We start from the raw sequence: 17,024 nt of genomic DNA on the forward strand, positions 1-17,024 counted from the left end.
CGAGGTCACCAGTTGCAAGACAGCGGGATATCCGCCTCGGCCACGGGCCGCGGCGCCCCCGGCATGGAGAAGGCCCCCGGTCCGAAGACCGGAGGCCTAGACGACACTATCGGACGGCCGTCCGCCCTCGGACCGCGCACGGAGCGAAGGCGGAGTACGCCCAATCCAAGCGTCAATCGTCAACGTGACGAAACGCGCGGTCCTCCGGCACAGTCGGCGGATCAGCCCGGCACGACCACCACGAAGCGGTTGGGCTCCACGCCCTCGCTCTCGCTGCTGACCCCTTCGATCGCGGCGACGGCGTCGTGCACGATCTTGCGCTCGAACGGCGTCATCGGGTCGAGCGATTCGGGGGCGCCGGATTCGAGCACCCGCTTGGCGGCGGCGGTGCCGAGCGCGCTCAGCTCGGAGCGACGCTTGGCCCGCCAGCCCGCCACGTCCAGCATCAGGCGACTGCGCACGCCGGTCGCCTGCTGCACCGCGAGCCGGGTCAGCTCCTGCAGCGCGTCGAGCACCTCGCCGTTGCGGCCCACCAACTTCGACAGGTCGCGGCCGCCGTCGATGCTCACGACGGCACGGTCGCCCTCCACGTCCAAGTCGATGTCGCCGTCGAAGTCGAGCACGTCGAGCAACTGCTCCAAGTAGTCGCCCGCGATCTCGCCCTCTTCGATCAGGGCTTCCTCGGCATCGCTCACGACATCGCCGGCATCCGCTCCGGCGTTCACCATCGTCGTCGCCACGGTGGCGTCCCCTCCGTCGGTCTCAACAGTCATTTGGATTCCTTCATCTGTCCATCGCGGGCGCCGGGCGCTCGGCGCCGGGCGGTTGCGCGATCACGGGATTGCTCGGCGGTCAGCGGCGACGCTTCTGGTTGGCCCGACCGCGCTGACCCGAACGCTTCTGCCCACCGGGCTTGCGCTGTCCGGCGGCCTTGCTTGCCGCGGTCTTCTGGGTGCCGTTCGCCGACGGTTCGGCCTGCTCGGCGTCGACGGCGGTGGCCGCCGGCTTCTTCTTCGTGCTCACCGGCTTGGCGCCCGGCTTCGGCGCGTTCTGTGCGCGCTGCTCGAGCTTGGCCTGCTTCTTGGCCTCTTCTTCCTTCGCCATCCGGCCGAAGACGAGGTGCTGCTGGCCGTAGGTCCAGATGTTGTTGGAGACCCAGTAGATCAGGATGGCGATCGGCAGGAACGGACCACCGACGAGCACGCCGAGCGGGAAGACCCATAGCGCCAGCTTGTTCATCAGCGCGGCCTGCGGGTTGGCCGCGGCCTCCGGGGTCTGCCGCGCGACCGAGGCGCGGGCGTTGAAGTGGGTCGCCAGACCGGCGATCACCATCAGCGGGATGGCGACAAGGGCGATGCTCACCCGGCTCGGGATGCCGCCGTAGTCGGCGAAGGCGAGCAGCTCGTTGGCCGGGGTGGTGATGAACGCGGAGATCGGCGCGCCGAAGATACGGGCGCTCAGGAAGGACTGGACGTCGGCCGCGTTGAAGACGTAGTTCGCGGTGTTCGCGTTCTCCTCGGGCGTCATGCCCAGCTGACCGAACCCGTGACCGGTGCGGTTGAACGAACGCAGGACGTGGAACAGACCGAGGAAGACCGGCACCTGCGCCAGGATCGGCAGGCAGCCCATCAGCGGGTTGAAGCCGTGCTCCTTCTGGAGCTTCTGCATCTCCAGCGCCATCTTCTGGCGGTCGTTCTTGTACTTCTTCTGCAGCTCCTTGATCTGGGGCTGCAGCTCCTGCATCTGCTTGGTGGTGCGCACCTGCTTCACGAACGGCTTGTAGAGCACGACGCGCAGCGTGAAGACCAGGAACACCACCGCCAGCGCCCAGGCCAGGCCGTTGTCCTTGCCCAAGCCCGGGATGGCCGCGAAAGCACGGTGCCAGAACCACAAGATCCAGGACACCGGGTAGTAAATGAAGTCGAGCACGGCTCTATGCACTCCCGTCGTTCGTGTCGCCGATCACCGCGTGCGGCGATCCTTTACAAGCGTGTGGCGCCGACGTGGAGGCGTCGGCCGCAGCCTCGTTCCGTGCGCGATGTCCGCGCTCGGGAACGGGGTCCCACCCACCAGGGTGCCAGGGCGCGCATTTGGCCAATCGCACGACCGTCAGTCCGAGGCCGACGAACAGTCCTCGGGTTCGCAACGCGGTGACCGCGTACTCGCTGCACGTCGGGGTGAAACGGCACACCGGCATGCGGGTGGGGGAGACATAGGTCCGGTAGAGCTCGATCAGGAAGATCAGCGTGCGGGTGGGCAGCCTGCCGAGGACGGCGACGAATCTCACGACGAAACGTCCGCGTCGACGGCGACGGGTCGGACCCGTGCGCCGGTTCGGGCGGGGGCCTCAGCGACGCCGAGCTTGCGCAACCCGCTGCGCAACTGCCGCAGCAGTTCGTCGGATTCCGCGGTCGCGGCGCCGGGCAGCGCCCGGATGACGATGTCGGCCTCGGCGGGCAGTTCGCCGACCACCTTGGCGCACATATGACGCAGGCGGCGGGCCACCCGGTGTCGAACCACCGCGGAGCCCACCGCCTTGCTGACAATCAATCCGAACCTCGGCCCACCGACGCGAACGAGCGCTCCGGTGGCTACCGGAGCACCGTGTCGTTCGTCAGTGCCCACGACTCCGTCATACCCGTGCACGAGCGCGTGTACGACCAGATCTCGCCTCCCGATTCGCTGGCCGCGGCGCACCGTCCGGGAGAAGTCGGCACGATGATGCAACCGATACGGCTCAGGCAACACCCGAGCGTCCGAGAGCGAGGATCAGGCAGTGAGGGAAGCGCGGCCCTTGCGGCGACGCGCCGAAACGATGGCGCGACCCGCACGGGTGCGCATCCGGAGGCGGAAGCCGTGAACCCGCGCCCGACGACGGTTGTTCGGCTGGAACGTCCGCTTGCCCTTGGCCACGGTCAACACTCCTCGAGTTGGTGGGCGCCGTGCGGCGCCCGAAGCTTGTCGGTGATACGTATGTGCGCGATGAATCGCGATGTCATCATCGGCGCGCGTCGGTCCTGGCGCACAACGGTCGTCAAACGACCTAACGCGGTCAGCACGGGACCGCCACCGCACCAAGGGGTGACTGTACGAGGGTACTGATCAGCTGGAGACGGGTCAAACTCGGCCCCCGGGGAGATCCGGTGCGCTGCCGGGCGACGCGCCCGGGCTTCTTCGTGACTTCGTCCACACCCCTAGGCGTGCCGAGCGGGCCCACGAGCGATGCGTTGCCAGATGGTTGCTACAGATCCGCAGGTCGAGGCGTGATCCCCGCGAACTTCGAGCCCGTTTCACATTTCCCCAGGGTTTTCCACATCTGTGGATAATTGTGTGGAAAGACCCCTGGAGTGGCATATTCGTAGGCCGACGGCGCCAACGCCGCTGCCTTGGTACGGGGGAATCCGAGCAGCGTCCACGCGGCTACGGACGTACGCGGGATCACAGGATAGCCCATCCACGAACCTGCTCGCGTACCCCGGCCGTCTGCTCCTATCGACCTACTTCCGGGGAGGAAACTGCATGGACGACGAGCAGAACGTGCTGGCCACCGTGTGGCCCGAGGTGATTGCCGAGCTCACCACCGGTTCCGACGACGGCTCGATCCCGGCGGTGACCCGAGCACAGCAGGCCTGGCTCAAACTCGTCAAGCCGATCACCGTCGCACAGGGCTTCGCCCTGCTGTCGGTGCCCTCGTCGCTGGCCCAGGAGGCCATCGAGCGCGATCTGCGCGAACCCATCCTGCGCTCCCTCGCCCGCCGGCTCGGTCCCCAGGTCGAGGGCCTCGGTGTGCGCATCGCGGCGCCCGCGACGCCGAACACCGATCGGTCCGCCGCCAACCCACGGCACGCCAGGATGACCAGTCGTCCGGAGCGAACAAGGGAGGCCGCCCAGCGGAACCGGGACACGCAGCGCACCAGGGAGGCGTCGCGCGGCCCCGTCGGCTTCCCGGCCGATCCGCCGAGCCGCACCGACTACCCGGCCCCGCGCTACGCGCAGCAGGACTTCGCGCCCGCGCCGGAGTATCCGGGGCCGTCCGACTATCCCCAGTCCGGCGACTACGCGCCCGCCACCGAGTACACCCCCGCGCCCGACTACCCGCCGAGTTCGGACTACCCGGCCGACTACCAGTCCGGCGTCGACTACCCGGCCGACGACTATCCGACCGCGGCCTACCGCGCGCCGGGCGCGGGCGACTACCCCGATTCCGCCGCGGTGCCCGAGGTGTCGACGGCGCCGCGGCCGGGGATGGGTTCGCGAAGGGATTCCACCCCGCCCGGCCAGGAGTCGCTGTTCAACCCCGAGCCCGCTCCGATGCGCGGACCCGCGCGGATGCCGTTGCGCGAAGCCGCGCCCGCCGCCGCGCACGATTCGGTCCGCGAGTCCGGTGAGGCGCTGCGCACCGAGCAGCCCGACGACGAACCGGTCGTCAACGTCCGCAACAACTGGCCGACCTACTTCACCAAGAGCCAGGAGACGCCTGCTCCGGCGAACTCGTCGGCGAGCCTGAACGCGAAGTACACCTTCGAGACCTTCGTCATCGGCGCCTCCAACCGCTTCGCGCACGCCGCGGCGGTCGCCATCGCCGAGGCGCCCGCCCGCGCCTACAACCCGCTGTTCGTCTGGGGCGCCTCCGGTCTCGGCAAGACGCACCTGCTGCACGCGGCGGGACACTACGCCCAGCGGCTGTTTCCCGGCATGCGGGTGAAGTACGTGTCGACCGAAGAGTTCACCAACGACTTCATCAACAGCCTGCGCGACGACAGGAAGGTCGCGTTCAAGCGGCGCTACCGCGAGACCGACATTCTGCTGGTCGACGACATCCAGTTCATCGAGGGCAAGGAAGGCATCCAGGAGGAGTTCTTCCACACCTTCAACACGCTGCACAACGCGAACAAGCAGATCGTGGTCTCCTCCGACCGTCCGCCCAAGCAGCTGGCCACCCTCGAGGAGCGGCTGCGGACCCGGTTCGAGTGGGGCCTGATCACCGACGTGCAGCCGCCGGAACTGGAGACCCGCATCGCCATCCTGCGCAAGAAGGCGCGGATGGATCGGCTCGACGTGCCGCACGACGTGCTGGAACTGATCGCGAGCCGGGTTGAGCGCAACATCCGCGAGTTGGAGGGCGCACTGATCCGCGTCACCGCGTTCGCCTCGCTCAACGGTCAGCCGCTGGATCTGCCGCTCGCCGAGGTGGTGCTGCGCGATCTGATGCCGGACACCGCGGCGCTGGAGATCAACGCGGCGACGATCATGGCCGTCACCGCGGAGTACTTCAACACCACGCTCGAGGAGCTGACCGGGCCAGGCAAGGCGCGGCCGCTGGCGCAGGCCAGGCAGATCGCCATGTACCTGTGCCGTGAACTCACCGACCTATCGCTGCCCAAGATCGGTCAGGCGTTCGGCCGCGACCACACCACGGTCATGTACGCGGAGAAGAAGGTGCGCAAGGAGATGACCGAGCGCCGCCGTGTGTACGACCAGGTTCAAGAACTCACAGCCCGAATCAAACAGCGCTCACGCTGAGCGTCCTCCACAACCCCGCACCGCCCCTGACCAGGGGCGGTGCTTTTTTGTGCGTTGTGGATTCCTCGAGGATTCCCTGTGGAGTCCTCGAGGAATCCCCCGGTTTGTCCACCGATTCGTGCACAGGCTCGCGGAAGAGTGGACCGGCCGTCGCTCACAGCCTGCTATCAACATCATCCCCATCGATTTCTGCCCACAGGGTCTGACCAGCCACGTCTCGGTCGGAGGCTTGTGGACTCCTCGAGGAGTCCGTGTGGAGTCCTCGAGGATTCCTCGAGCTGTCCACCGTTCGGTGCACACGTGTGAACAACAGGGTGAATCCGGTGGAACAACTCGAGGACGGCTCGAGGATGAACGTGGGACAGTTTTCGAACCTCCACAGATGCCTCCGGTTCATCCTCGAGTCACCCGACGGCCATCCCCACGGCACCACACCCCCGGACCAGCGAAAACGGGCTCAGTCCACAGATTCCACAGTGCCTACTACTACTTCAGTTCTTCTTCTTATAGATCTCTCTTCAAAACAGGGTGTGTGGAAAGTCGGTCGGGGAGCGTCCGGTCGGGAGCCACTCGTCTACCCAGGCAAGGAGAAGAGGGGATGGGCACTCGCGGATACACGGACACCCGTTTCGGACACGCGAGCGCGAATCGAGGGTCGGACTAGGTACCCGGGCCACACACGGGTACGTTTTATGTCGGTCGCCTGTGCCAGACTGCTGGCGCGGCCGATCCAGCACCCCCTGACGAGAACCACACGTTGTCGAGCCAACATGCTGTCGAGCCAACAGTGCTCGGACGGACGCCACACACGGATCACGGAACCGGGAGAGGACAGATCGGGCGATGGAGCTTGCGAGCATGAAGTTTCGGGTCGCCCGAGAGGATTTCGCGGAGTCCGTCGCCTGGGTCGCGCGCAGCCTGCCGTCCCGGCCTCCGGTGCCGGTCCTCGGCGGCGTGCTGCTGGTGGCGAGCGAGGACGGACTGACCGTCTCGGGATTCGACTACGAGGTCTCCGCGCAGATGCGCGTCGCGGCCGAGGTCGCCGGTCCCGGCGAGGTCCTGGTCTCCGGCCGCCTGCTCGCCGACATCACCAAGGCGCTGTCCAACAAGCCGGTGGACGTCTCCGTCGACGGCACGCGCGTGCTGATCTCCTGCGGCAGTGCCAAGTTCTCGCTGCCCACCATGCCGGTCGAGGACTATCCCCAGCTGCCCGAGGTGCCGCAGCAGACCGGTGAACTGAGTGTGGACGTCTTCTCCGAGGCCGTCGGCCAGGTCGCCGTTGCGGCGGGCCGCGACGACACCCTGCCGATGCTCACCGGCATTCGCGTCGAGATCGAAGGCCCCCAGGTCGTTCTCGCGGCCACCGACCGCTTCCGGCTGGCCGTGCGCCACATCGAATGGCAGCCTGCCCGCACCGACATCGAGACCGCCGTGCTGATCCCGGCCCGTACGCTCTCCGAAGCCGCCAAGACGCTCGGCCCCTCGGACGCGCCCGTGCAGCTGTCGCTCGGCACCGGTGCAGGCTCGGACGGCCTGCTCGGCATCGTCAACGCGGGCCGCCGCACCACCACGCGGCTGCTCGACGCGGAATTCCCCAAGTTCCGCCAATTGCTCCCCAAGGAGCACACCTCCATCGCCACGCTCGAGGTCGCGGCGCTGACCGAGGCCATCAAGCGCGTCGCCCTTGTCGCCGAGCGCGGTGCGCAGGTGCGCCTGGAGTTCTCCAGCGAGGGCCTGCTGCTGTCCGCGGGCGGTGACGACGCGGGCCGCGCCGAGGAATGGTTGCCCGCCGATTTCCGCGGCGAAGCGCTGACCATCGCCTTCAACCCCGGCTACCTGGTGGACGGCCTGTCCGCGCTGCACTCCGATCGGGTCACCTTCGGATTCACCACCCCCAGCCGTCCCGCGGTGCTGCTCCCGGCGAGCGAGGAGGAGCCCGAGGTGCTCGACTCCGGCGCTTTCGCCGCGCTGGCCAGCTCCTACATCTACCTGCTGATGCCGGTCCGGCTCCCGGGCTGAGCATCTGTGCGTGATCGGGTGCCGTCGCCCGCGGTGACCGGGACGGTGTAGCGAATGTTCATCCGAGCGCTGTCGCTGCGCGACTTCCGCTCCTGGGAGCACGCGGAACTCGAATTATCCCCAGGCCGAACGGTTTTCTTGGGATCGAACGGCAACGGCAAGACCAACCTGCTCGAGGCGATCGGCTACCTCGCCACGCTCGGTTCCCATCGGGTGGCCGCCGACGCGCCGCTGATCCGGATGGGCGCGCAGCGGGCGCGAATCGGTGCGACGGTGGTCAACACCGGCCGCGAACTGCGGATCGATGTCGAGCTGAATCAAGGCGCGGCCAATCGCGCGCAGATCAACCGGTCGCCGGTGCGCAAAACGCGCGAGATTCTCGGCATTCTGCAAACGGTGTTGTTCGCGCCGGAGGATCTCGCGCTCGTGCGCGGCGACCCGGGGGAGCGCCGCAGGTTTCTCGACGAGTTGTGCACAGCCCGGCTCCCCAGGTTGGCTGGTGTGCGCTCGGACTACGACCGGGTGCTGCGGCAGCGCTCCGCCCTGTTGAAAACCGCTGGGCGGCAAGCCAGATCGAAGACCGACCTGGGGACACTCGACGTGTGGGACGGGCATTTGGCGGCGCACGCCTCGGTGCTGCTCGCCGAGCGGTTACGGCTGGTGCACGATCTGTATCCCCATCTGGCACAGTCCTATCGGTCGATCGCGCCCGAATCCCGGCCCGCCGCAATCGGATACCGCAGCTCGTATCTTCCACCGGACTTCCTCGATCCGGCCAGGGAGCCCCAGGCCGACGACGTCGCCGCGCTGGAGGGGATCGTGTTGCGCGAGCTCGCCGCGGCGCGGTCCAAGGAGCTGGACCGCGGTGTTTGCCTGGTCGGCCCGCACCGCGACGACCTCGAGTTGATGCTCGGTGACGCGCCCGCCAAGGGCTTCGCCAGTCACGGCGAGTCCTGGTCCTTCGCTCTCGCCCTTCGGCTCGGCGCGTTCGAGCTGCTCCGGACCACCGGAGCTGAGCCGGTGCTGTTGCTGGACGACGTCTTCGCCGAGCTGGACCGCCGCCGACGCACCGCGCTCGCGGAAGTGGCGGCGGGCGCCGAACAGGTGTTGATCACGGCCGCCGTCCCCGAGGACGTGCCCGCCGAGCTTGCCGCGGTGCCGTTGCGGGTGGAGACCAGCGGCGAGGCCACGCACCGCACTTCCCGCATCGACGAGCCCGCGCCCGGCTTCGCCTGAATCGCACGGTCTCCACAGATGGCCGCCCGGGTTGTGCACAGGTGGGGAATGCCGACGCAGAAGGGCCGTCTGCGACGGTTCGTCGGCGGGCTCCCGTACAGTTGCCCTGCACCGGGGCCTGGTCGGAGCCGCCGATTCATCCCCAGTACCTGTGGAGAACCTTGCCCCCGAGGCGTTTTCCCAAGGTGCTGCGGTGATCGTTCGACAGTCGCCGCCGTGGTTCCGGAAAACGCCACGAACAGGCGTTCGACACCGGTCCGGCGATCGTGCCGACCGGGCGTTTCGGCGCCGAACCCGGCCGCGCACCGGCTGGGGACAACAGAGCAAGATCTGGGGACAAACCCGAGGGTCGAACGGAGCGGGACGATGACCGACCAGCCCGAACCGGGCGCACAGCAGCCCGGCGGCGAGCCGCAGCTGCGCGGCATCGATCTGGCAAGGCGCGCACTGGAGGAGGCGCGCGCCGCGGCGAAGGCCAGCGGAAAGTCGGTAGGCCAGGGTCGTGCCTCGCCGGTACGGAAGCTGCGCACCGGCGGCCGCAGGCGCACGGGCTGGTCCGGCGCGCGCCCGGACGATCGCGATCCCCAGCTGCTGTCCCAGCTCGCCACCCGCATCGCCAAGAGCAGGGGCTGGGACGGCAAGGTCGCCGAAGGCACGGTGCTCGGGCGCTGGGCCGGTGTCGTCGGCGAGGACATCGCCTCGCACGCCACTCCGATCGCGCTGAAGGACGGTGTGCTGAACATTGCCGCCGAGTCGACCGCGTGGGCGACCCAGTTGCGCATGTTGCAGGGCCAGATCCTGGCGAAGATCAACGCCGCCGTCGGTCATGGCGTGGTGACGCAGTTGAAGATCTCCGGCCCAGCCGCGCCGAGTTGGCGCAAGGGCGAGCGGCACATCAAGGGCCGCGGTCCGCGCGACACCTACGGCTGATCGGCGAGGGCTGGTCGCGCCGGAGCCGCCGGGGCCACTCTGGCAACTACCCGATACTCGATGTTACGTTTATCCACATATCCACAGGTATCTCCACAGTCCCCAGCCTCGGGACCTGCGGATTCCCGTGGAACGTCCGATTCCGCGCCTGCGGCCCGGATCGAATATGCACAGGAGAAACGGATCGATGACGATCAGCACCGCGGGCCCGTTCCCCGCCACGGCCACCACCACCGTCCGCCGCGGCGACGTCGAGCTCGCGGTGTTCGAATGCGGCGATCCCACGGGCACGCCCGTCCTGCTCGTGCACGGCTGGCCCGACACCCACATCCTGTGGAATCGCGTCGCCGCCCGCCTGGCCGATCGCTATCACGTCATCGCCTTCGACAACCGCGGCGCGGGTGACAGCACGGTGCCCACCCAGGTCTCGGCCTATCGCATCGAGGAACTGGCCGCCGACGTCCGCGCGGTCGTCGACGCGGTGGCTCCCGGGCAGCGCGTGCACGTGCTCGGGCACGACTGGGGTTCGGTGATCGGCTGGGAGCTCGTCAGCGACCCCGGCGCCGAAACCAGGATCGCGTCGTTCAGTTCCGTCTCCGGCCCGAACCTCGACTTCCTCGGCGCGTACCTGCGCGGCCCGTTCTCGGCGGCGCGGCTGCGCGGGGCGCTAGCGCAGGGCCTCGCCTCGGCGTACACCGTCGCCTTCCAGATTCCCGGCCTGCCCAATCCGGTGCTGCGCGCGCTGTCCGGACGCTGGCCGCGCTTCCTCGCCTTCTTCGACGGCCTCGATCCCGCGCTGGTGCAGACCGCGCCGACGCTGCGCGCCGACATGATCAACAACCTCAAGCTCTACCGCGCGAATATCCGTGGGCGCCTGCGTAATCCGCGCCCGCGCCCGATCGGTGTCCCGGTGCAGCTGATCGTCTCGACCGGCGACCGCGCGGTGCGTCCGGTGGTGCATGCCGAGGCCGAGCAGTGGGTCGGCAACCTGACCCGCACCGAGATCGCGGCCCGGCACTGGTCGCCGATCTCGCACCCCGATGCGCTCGCCGACCGCACCGCCGAATTCGTCGATCGGGTCGCGGTCTCCTGATGATCGCGGCGACCGTTCGGCACGGCGTGCTGAGCACATCTGAGAGTCCCTGAAACGGTCGCGAGGAAGACCGGACTCGTCGCCGGTCGATTTCTCGCAGCCATGAAGCCGTCAGGGGTGTCGTAGGTGCATTGTGGCGCGGGTCTACCAGTAGGATGGTGACGTAACTAGCGGCGAACCCTTCGGTGCGTTCCGCACAGCCCCCGCGTGGGCCCGTGAATCTCGACCTGTCAAGACACGGGCCGCGCTTGCGCTGTGGCGATCGTTGCGCCGGGGTCAGCAAGTAAGGAGAGCTACCGACCAGTGGCTGCCAAGGACTCCAACGATTCGACCAAGGCGACATCGGGCAAGCAGGACTACGGTGCCTCCTCCATCACCGTCCTCGAGGGACTCGAGGCCGTCCGGAAGCGCCCGGGCATGTACATCGGCTCGACCGGTGAGCGCGGCCTGCACCACCTGATCTGGGAAGTCGTCGACAACTCCGTCGACGAGGCGATGGCGGGCTACGCCACGCGCGTCGATGTGAAGCTGCTTGCCGACGGTGGCGTCGAGGTGGTCGACGACGGCCGCGGCATCCCGACCGGCATGCACGCGCAGGGCATCCCCACCATCGAGGTGGTCATGACCCAGCTGCACGCGGGCGGCAAGTTCGACTCCGAGGCGTACTCGGTGTCCGGCGGTCTGCACGGCGTCGGCATCTCGGTGGTGAACGCGCTGTCGACCCGGCTCGAGGCCGAGATCGACAACGACGGATACCACTGGACCCAGGAGTACAAGGACTCCAAGCCGGGCAAACTGGTGCAGGGCGAGGCGACCAAGCGCACCGGAACCACCATCCGGTTCTGGCCCGATCCGGAGATCTTCGAGACGACGACCTTCAACTTCGAGACGGTCGCGCGGCGTCTGCAGGAGATGGCGTTCCTGAACAAGGGCCTCACCATCACCCTCACCGACGAGCGGGTCTCCGAGAGCGAGGTGACCGACGAGGTCGTCAGCGACACCGCGGAGGCGCCCAAGCATCTCGATGAGAACGCGCCCGTCGCCGAGGAGCCGAAGGTCAAGGTCCGCACCTACCACTACCCGGGCGGGCTCGAGGACTTCGTCAAGCACCTCAACCGCACGAAGCAGCCGATCCACAACTCGGTCGTCGGCTTCACCGGCAAGGGAACCGGGCACGAGCTCGAGGTCGCGATGCAGTGGAATTCCGGCTATTCGGAATCTGTCCACACCTTTGCCAACACCATCAACACCCACGAGGGCGGTACCCACGAAGAGGGCTTCCGCGCCGCGCTCACCACGGTGGTGAACAAGTACGCCAAAGACAAGAAGCTGCTCAAGGAGAAAGACGGCAACCTCACCGGCGACGACATCCGCGAGGGTCTCGCCGCGATCGTGAGCGTGAAGATCTCCGACCCGCAGTTCGAGGGCCAGACCAAGACCAAGCTCGGCAACACCGAGGTCAAGTCGTTCGTGCAGCGGACATGCAACGAGCACCTCGCGCACTGGTTCGAGGCCAATCCGGCCGACGCGAAGACCATCGTGCAGAAGGCCGTCTCCTCGGCCCAGGCGCGCGTCGCGGCCCGCAAGGCGCGCGAGCTCGTCCGCCGCAAGTCCGCCACCGACCTGGGCGGTCTGCCCGGCAAGTTGGCCGACTGCCGTTCCAAGGACCCGAGCAAGTCCGAGATCTACATCGTGGAGGGCGACTCCGCCGGTGGCTCGGCCAAGTCCGGCCGCGACTCGATGTACCAGGCGATCCTCCCGCTGCGCGGCAAGATCATCAACGTCGAGAAGGCGCGCATCGACCGGGTCCTCAAGAACAACGAGGTCCAGTCGATCATCACCGCCTTCGGCACCGGTATCCACGACGAGTTCGACATCGCCAAGCTGCGCTATCACAAGATCGTGCTGATGGCCGACGCCGACGTGGACGGCCAGCACATCTCGACCCTGCTGCTGACGCTGCTGTTCCGCTTCATGCGCCCGCTTGTCGAGCACGGCCACGTCTACCTGGCGCAGCCGCCGCTGTACAAGCTCAAGTGGCAGCGCAGCGATCCGGAGTTCGCCTACTCCGACCGGGAGCGCGACGGCCTGCTCGAGGCGGGTCTCGCCGCGGGCAAGAAGATCAACAAGGACGACGGCGTCCAGCGCTACAAGGGTCTCGGCGAGATGAACGCCAAGGAGCTGTGGGAGACCACGATGGACCCGGCGGTGCGGGTGCTTCGTCAAGTGACGCTCGACGACGCGGCCGCGGCCGACGAGCTGTTCTCCGTTCTGATGGGCGAGGACGTCGAGGCGCGTCGCAGCTTCATCACCCGCAATGCCAAGGACGTTCGCTTCCTCGACGTGTAGCCGGCGTGAGAACCCGCTGCTATTCAGCCTTTTCACGCCCCGCTAAGGAGACCGCATGACTGAGACAACGCTGCCACCGAACGGCGGTGCAGGCGACCGGATCGAGCCGGTCGACATCCAGAACGAAATGCAGAGCAGCTACATCGATTACGCGATGAGCGTGATCGTCGGCCGCGCGCTGCCCGACGTGCGCGACGGCCTCAAGCCGGTGCACCGGCGCGTGCTCTACGCGATGTACGACAACGGGTACCGCCCGGACCGCGGCTACGTGAAGTCCGCGCGCCCGGTCGCGGAGACCATGGGTAACTACCACCCGCACGGTGACGCGTCGATCTACGACACCCTGGTCCGCATGGCGCAGCCGTGGTCGCTGCGCTACCCGCTGGTCGACGGCCAGGGCAACTTCGGTTCCCGCGGCAACGACGGCGCGGCCGCCATGCGATACACCGAGTGCCGCCTGACGCCGCTCGCGATGGAGCTGCTGCGCGAGATCGACCACGAGACGGTCGATTTCACGCCGAACTACGACGGTCGTTCACAGGAGCCGGTGGTTCTCCCCAGCCGGGTGCCGAACCTGTTGATGAACGGCTCCAACGGCATCGCGGTCGGTATGGCGACCAACATTCCGCCGCACAACCTGAACGAGCTCGCCGAGGCGATCTACTGGGCGCTGGAGAATTACGACGCCGACGAGGAGAGCACCCTCGCCGCGTGCATGGAGCGGGTCAAGGGCCCGGACTTCCCGACGCACGGCCTGATCGTCGGCAACCAGGGCATCAACGACGCCTACACCACCGGTCGCGGCTCGATCCGCATGCGCGGTGTTGTGGAGATCGAAGAGGACAACCGCGGTCGCACCACGATCGTCATCACCGAGCTGCCGTACCAGGTCAACACCGACAACTTCATCAACTCGATCGCCGAGCAGGTCAAGGACGGCAAGATCGCGGGTATCTCGGATATCCACGACGAGTCCTCCGACCGCGCGGGCATGCGAATCGTGGTGACGGTCAAGCGCGATGCCGTCGCCAAGGTGGTGCTCAACAACCTCTACAAGCACACCCAGCTGCAGACCAGCTTCGGCGCCAACATGCTGTCCATCGTCGACGGCGTGCCGCGCACGCTGCGCCTGGACCAGATGATCCGGCTCTACGTCGATCACCAGTTGCAAGTCATCGTCCGGCGCACCCGCTACCTGCTGCGCAAGGCCGAGGAGCGGGCTCACATCCTGCGCGGTCTGGTCAAGGCGCTCGACGCGCTCGACGAGGTCATCGCGCTGATCCGGCGTTCGGCCAACACCGACACCGCGCGTACGGGCCTGATGCAGCTGCTCGAGATCGACGAGATCCAGGCCACCGCCATCCTCGACATGCAGCTGCGGCGTCTGTCCGCCTTGGAGCGGCAGAAGATCGTCGACGATCTGGCCAAGATCGAAAGCGAAATCGCCGATTACAAGGACATTCTGGACAAACCGGAACGTCAGCGCGCGATCGTGCGCGACGAGCTGGCCGAGATCGTCGAGAAGTACGGCGACGAGCGGCGCACCCGCATCATCGCCGCCGACGGCGACGTGGCCGACGAGGACCTGATCGCCCGCGAGGACGTGGTCGTCACCATCACCGAGACCGGTTACGCCAAGCGCACCAAGACCGACCTCTACCGCTCGCAGAAGCGCGGCGGCAAGGGCGTGCAGGGCGCGGGTCTCAAGCAGGACGACATCGTCAAGCACTTCTTCGTCACCTCGACGCACGACTGGCTGCTGTTCTTTACGAACAAGGGCCGGGTCTACCGCGCCAAGGCGTACGAGCTGCCCGAGGCGAACCGGACCGCGCGCGGTCAGCACGTGGCCAACCTGCTCGCCTTCCAGCCGGACGAGAAGATCGCCCAGATCATTCAGATCAAATCCTACGAAGACGCCCCGTATCTGGTGCTGGCCACCAAGAATGGTCTGGTGAAGAAGTCGAGGCTCTCGGACTTCGATTCCAACCGCAGCGGCGGCATCGTCGCGGTGAACCTGCGCGACGAGGACGAGCTGGTCGGCGCCGTGCTCTGCTCCGCCGACGACGATCTGCTGCTCGTCTCGGCGCAGGGTCAGTCGATCCGCTTCTCGGCCACCGACGAGGCGCTGCGTCCGATGGGACGCGCCACCTCCGGCGTGCAGGGCATGCGGTTCAACGCCGAGGACGAACTGTTGTCGCTCAACGTCGTTCGGCCGGAAACGTATCTGCTGGTCGCGACCTCGGGTGGCTACGCGAAGCGCACCGCGATCGAGGAGTACACCGCGCAGGGACGCGGCGGTAAAGGTGTATTGACTATCCAGTTCGACGCTCGGCGTGGCACTCTGGTCGGTGCGCTCATCGTCGACGACGAGGATGAGCTCTACGCGATCACCTCCGTCGGCGGAGTCATCAGGACGGCGGCAAAGCAGGTTCGTAAGGCTGGGCGACAGACCAAGGGCGTTCGATTGATGAACCTCGCCGAGGGCGATACGTTGCTTGCTATCGCGCGCAACGCCGACGAGCCCGATCAGGTCGACGGTGGCGACGACACCGGTTCCTCTGAGCAGTAACCCTTCCAAGCGGCGGCAACGAACGGATCTAAGGATTCCCATTGACCACTCCGAATCAGCCGAATGACGGACACCAGACGAACGGTGTGACCGAACGGATCGCACCGTCTCCGATTCCGCCGCGGCCGATCCCCCGGCCCGGCGCGGGCGAAACCGGACAGCCGGGCGGGGGCCAGCAGGGTGGCCAGCCGCAGCAGAACGTCGGCCAGCAGGGCGATTTCGGGCCCAAGCAGGGTGCGCCCAACCAGGGAGCGCCCAAGGGCGCGCCGGAGTCCGGCGGCGGGCAGGAAGGGTTCGATCAGGAGACCGTTCGGATGGGTTCGCCCGGTGAATCCGGCGGTCCCGACGGTGCGAAACCCGCGCCGGGCGGCGGTCAGTCGCAGTACAAGGACGGTTGGTCGCAGCTGCCGCAGCGCGAGCCGCAGTCGAACCTGTACCGCCCAGGTCAGGCGCCGGTGGCGGGCAGGCCGCCCGCGGACGGTGGCGGCGGGCTCGGCGCCGGTTCGGGCGGCGCGGGCAATGTCGGCCTGAACGGCGGCGTCACCAACGCGCGCACCACGGCCGACCTCGCGGCCAAGGCGGCTCGCAAGGAAGCGGCGATGGTGAAGTCGGTCGGCATCGACGGACCCACCCGCAGCATCGCGCGGCCGGAACTGATCAAGGACATGCCCGACCTGTCCGAGATCCGGCACCCGCTACCGCACCCCGAGCCGGTCGGCATGAGCCCGCAGGCGCACGTCTCGCCCGCGGCGCCGGTCGCGGTCGCGGCGGCCGTCGCCTCCGGCGAGCCGCTGCGCGCCACCGTGCAGATCCGCCGCATCGACCCCTGGTCGACGCTGAAGATCTCGCTGGTGATCAGCGTGGCGCTGTTCTTCGTGTGGATGCTCGCCGTCGGTCTGCTCTACATCGTGCTCGAGGGCATGGGCGTGTGGGAGCGGCTGAACAACACCTTCACCGACATGGTGTCCCAGGACAGCGGCTCGGTGGGCCTGATCGACGCGGGCACGGTGTTCGGCTACGCGGGCGTCATCGGGCTGATCAACGTGGTGCTGTTCACCGCGCTCGGCACGGTCGGCACGTTCATCTACAACCAGTGCTGTGATCTGGTCGGCGGTATTCAGGTGACGCTGGCGGATCCGGACTAAGTCCCCACTCGGGCGTCGTCGACTCCGCGTACGGCCGGAGGGAAGGCGGATCTACCCGGTCCGCGAAACTTCTCGGCAGCGGCCGGTACCTCCCATTCAGGGCGGTACCGGCCGTTGTCGTTCGTAGGGGCATCACGCCAGGTCGACGCGGGCGTGGGGC

General features: G+C 67.6%; 13 protein-coding genes. 8 read left to right on the forward strand and 5 right to left on the reverse strand.

Annotated features, from left to right (window positions below; all coding sequences use genetic code 11):
* Positions 1-221: 221 nt before the first annotated feature.
* The 5 genes from NAM01S_RS16940 to rpmH all read right to left on the reverse strand — a co-directional run bounded on the left by NAM01S_RS16940 (position 222) and on the right by rpmH (position 2,913).
* Entirely contained in the window at positions 222-728 is a 507-nt protein-coding gene (locus NAM01S_RS16940; protein WP_245910296.1) for a Jag family protein, read from the reverse strand.
* 124 nt (positions 729-852) lie between these two features.
* On the reverse strand, positions 853-1,929 hold the full coding sequence (yidC, locus tag NAM01S_RS16945) for a membrane protein insertase YidC (protein WP_067786326.1): 1,077 nt from the start codon (positions 1,927-1,929) through the stop codon (positions 853-855).
* A gap of 4 nt (positions 1,930-1,933) precedes the next feature.
* Positions 1,934-2,287, reverse strand: a complete 354-nt coding sequence (gene yidD, locus NAM01S_RS16950) for a membrane protein insertion efficiency factor YidD (protein ID WP_067786328.1) — start codon at positions 2,285-2,287, stop codon at positions 1,934-1,936.
* Positions 2,284-2,748, reverse strand: a complete 465-nt coding sequence (rnpA, locus tag NAM01S_RS16955) for a ribonuclease P protein component (RefSeq protein ID WP_084483016.1) — start codon at positions 2,746-2,748, stop codon at positions 2,284-2,286. Before rnpA ends, yidD begins: the two co-directional genes overlap by 4 nt.
* Positions 2,749-2,769: 21 nt before the next feature.
* A complete protein-coding gene (rpmH, locus tag NAM01S_RS34085) occupies positions 2,770-2,913 on the reverse strand; it encodes a 50S ribosomal protein L34 (RefSeq protein WP_006550910.1) in 144 nt (47 codons plus the stop codon).
* Positions 2,914-3,519: 606 nt separating this feature from the next.
* Here rpmH and dnaA point away from each other — a divergent pair.
* The 8 genes from dnaA to NAM01S_RS16995 all read left to right on the forward strand — a co-directional run bounded on the left by dnaA (position 3,520) and on the right by NAM01S_RS16995 (position 16,864).
* Positions 3,520-5,523 (forward strand): chromosomal replication initiator protein DnaA, encoded by a 2,004-nt coding sequence (gene dnaA / locus NAM01S_RS16960; protein WP_067786330.1) that lies wholly within the window; start codon positions 3,520-3,522, stop codon positions 5,521-5,523.
* Positions 5,524-6,366: 843 nt separating this feature from the next.
* Positions 6,367-7,542, forward strand: a complete 1,176-nt coding sequence (dnaN, locus tag NAM01S_RS16965) for a DNA polymerase III subunit beta (RefSeq protein ID WP_067786332.1) — start codon at positions 6,367-6,369, stop codon at positions 7,540-7,542.
* A gap of 54 nt (positions 7,543-7,596) precedes the next feature.
* Positions 7,597-8,778, forward strand: a complete 1,182-nt coding sequence (gene recF / locus NAM01S_RS16970) for a DNA replication/repair protein RecF (protein WP_067786334.1) — start codon at positions 7,597-7,599, stop codon at positions 8,776-8,778.
* Positions 8,779-9,144: 366 nt separating this feature from the next.
* A complete protein-coding gene (locus tag NAM01S_RS16975) occupies positions 9,145-9,708 on the forward strand; it encodes a DUF721 family protein (protein WP_067786336.1) in 564 nt (187 codons plus the stop codon).
* Between the two features lie 187 nt (positions 9,709-9,895).
* On the forward strand, positions 9,896-10,801 hold the full coding sequence (locus tag NAM01S_RS16980) for an alpha/beta fold hydrolase (protein WP_067786338.1): 906 nt from the start codon (positions 9,896-9,898) through the stop codon (positions 10,799-10,801).
* 303 nt (positions 10,802-11,104) lie between these two features.
* Positions 11,105-13,150 carry a DNA topoisomerase (ATP-hydrolyzing) subunit B gene (gene gyrB, locus NAM01S_RS16985; protein ID WP_067786340.1) on the forward strand — a complete coding sequence of 682 codons (2,046 nt, stop codon included), beginning with the start codon at positions 11,105-11,107 and terminating at the stop codon, positions 13,148-13,150.
* A 55-nt stretch (positions 13,151-13,205) separates the two neighbouring features.
* Positions 13,206-15,719, forward strand: coding sequence for a DNA gyrase subunit A (gyrA, locus tag NAM01S_RS16990; RefSeq protein ID WP_067786342.1), 2,514 nt, complete (start codon positions 13,206-13,208; stop codon positions 15,717-15,719).
* Positions 15,720-15,760: 41 nt separating this feature from the next.
* Complete coding sequence (locus NAM01S_RS16995; RefSeq protein WP_067786344.1) at positions 15,761-16,864, forward strand: DUF3566 domain-containing protein; 1,104 nt, start codon at positions 15,761-15,763, stop codon at positions 16,862-16,864.
* The last annotated feature ends 160 nt before the right edge of the window (positions 16,865-17,024 follow it).

It is taken from the genome of Nocardia amikacinitolerans NBRC 108937 (genome assembly GCF_001612615.1).
GTDB lineage: Bacteria > Actinomycetota > Actinomycetes > Mycobacteriales > Mycobacteriaceae > Nocardia > Nocardia amikacinitolerans.

Excerpts from the sequence above, each read along its gene's own strand:
- dnaN (WP_067786332.1), top strand. The coding sequence starts at position 6,367 with ATGGAGCTTGCGAGCATGAAGTTTCGGGTCGCCCGAGAGGATTTCGCG.
- recF (WP_067786334.1), top strand. The coding sequence starts at position 7,597 with ATGTTCATCCGAGCGCTGTCGCTGCGCGACTTCCGCTCCTGGGAGCAC.
- dnaA (WP_067786330.1), top strand. The coding sequence starts at position 3,520 with ATGGACGACGAGCAGAACGTGCTGGCCACCGTGTGGCCCGAGGTGATT.
- gyrA (WP_067786342.1), top strand. The coding sequence starts at position 13,206 with ATGACTGAGACAACGCTGCCACCGAACGGCGGTGCAGGCGACCGGATC.
- NAM01S_RS16940 (WP_245910296.1), bottom strand. The coding sequence starts at position 728 with ATGGTGAACGCCGGAGCGGATGCCGGCGATGTCGTGAGCGATGCCGAG.
- NAM01S_RS16980 (WP_067786338.1), top strand. The coding sequence starts at position 9,896 with ATGACGATCAGCACCGCGGGCCCGTTCCCCGCCACGGCCACCACCACC.
- NAM01S_RS16975 (WP_067786336.1), top strand. The coding sequence starts at position 9,145 with ATGACCGACCAGCCCGAACCGGGCGCACAGCAGCCCGGCGGCGAGCCG.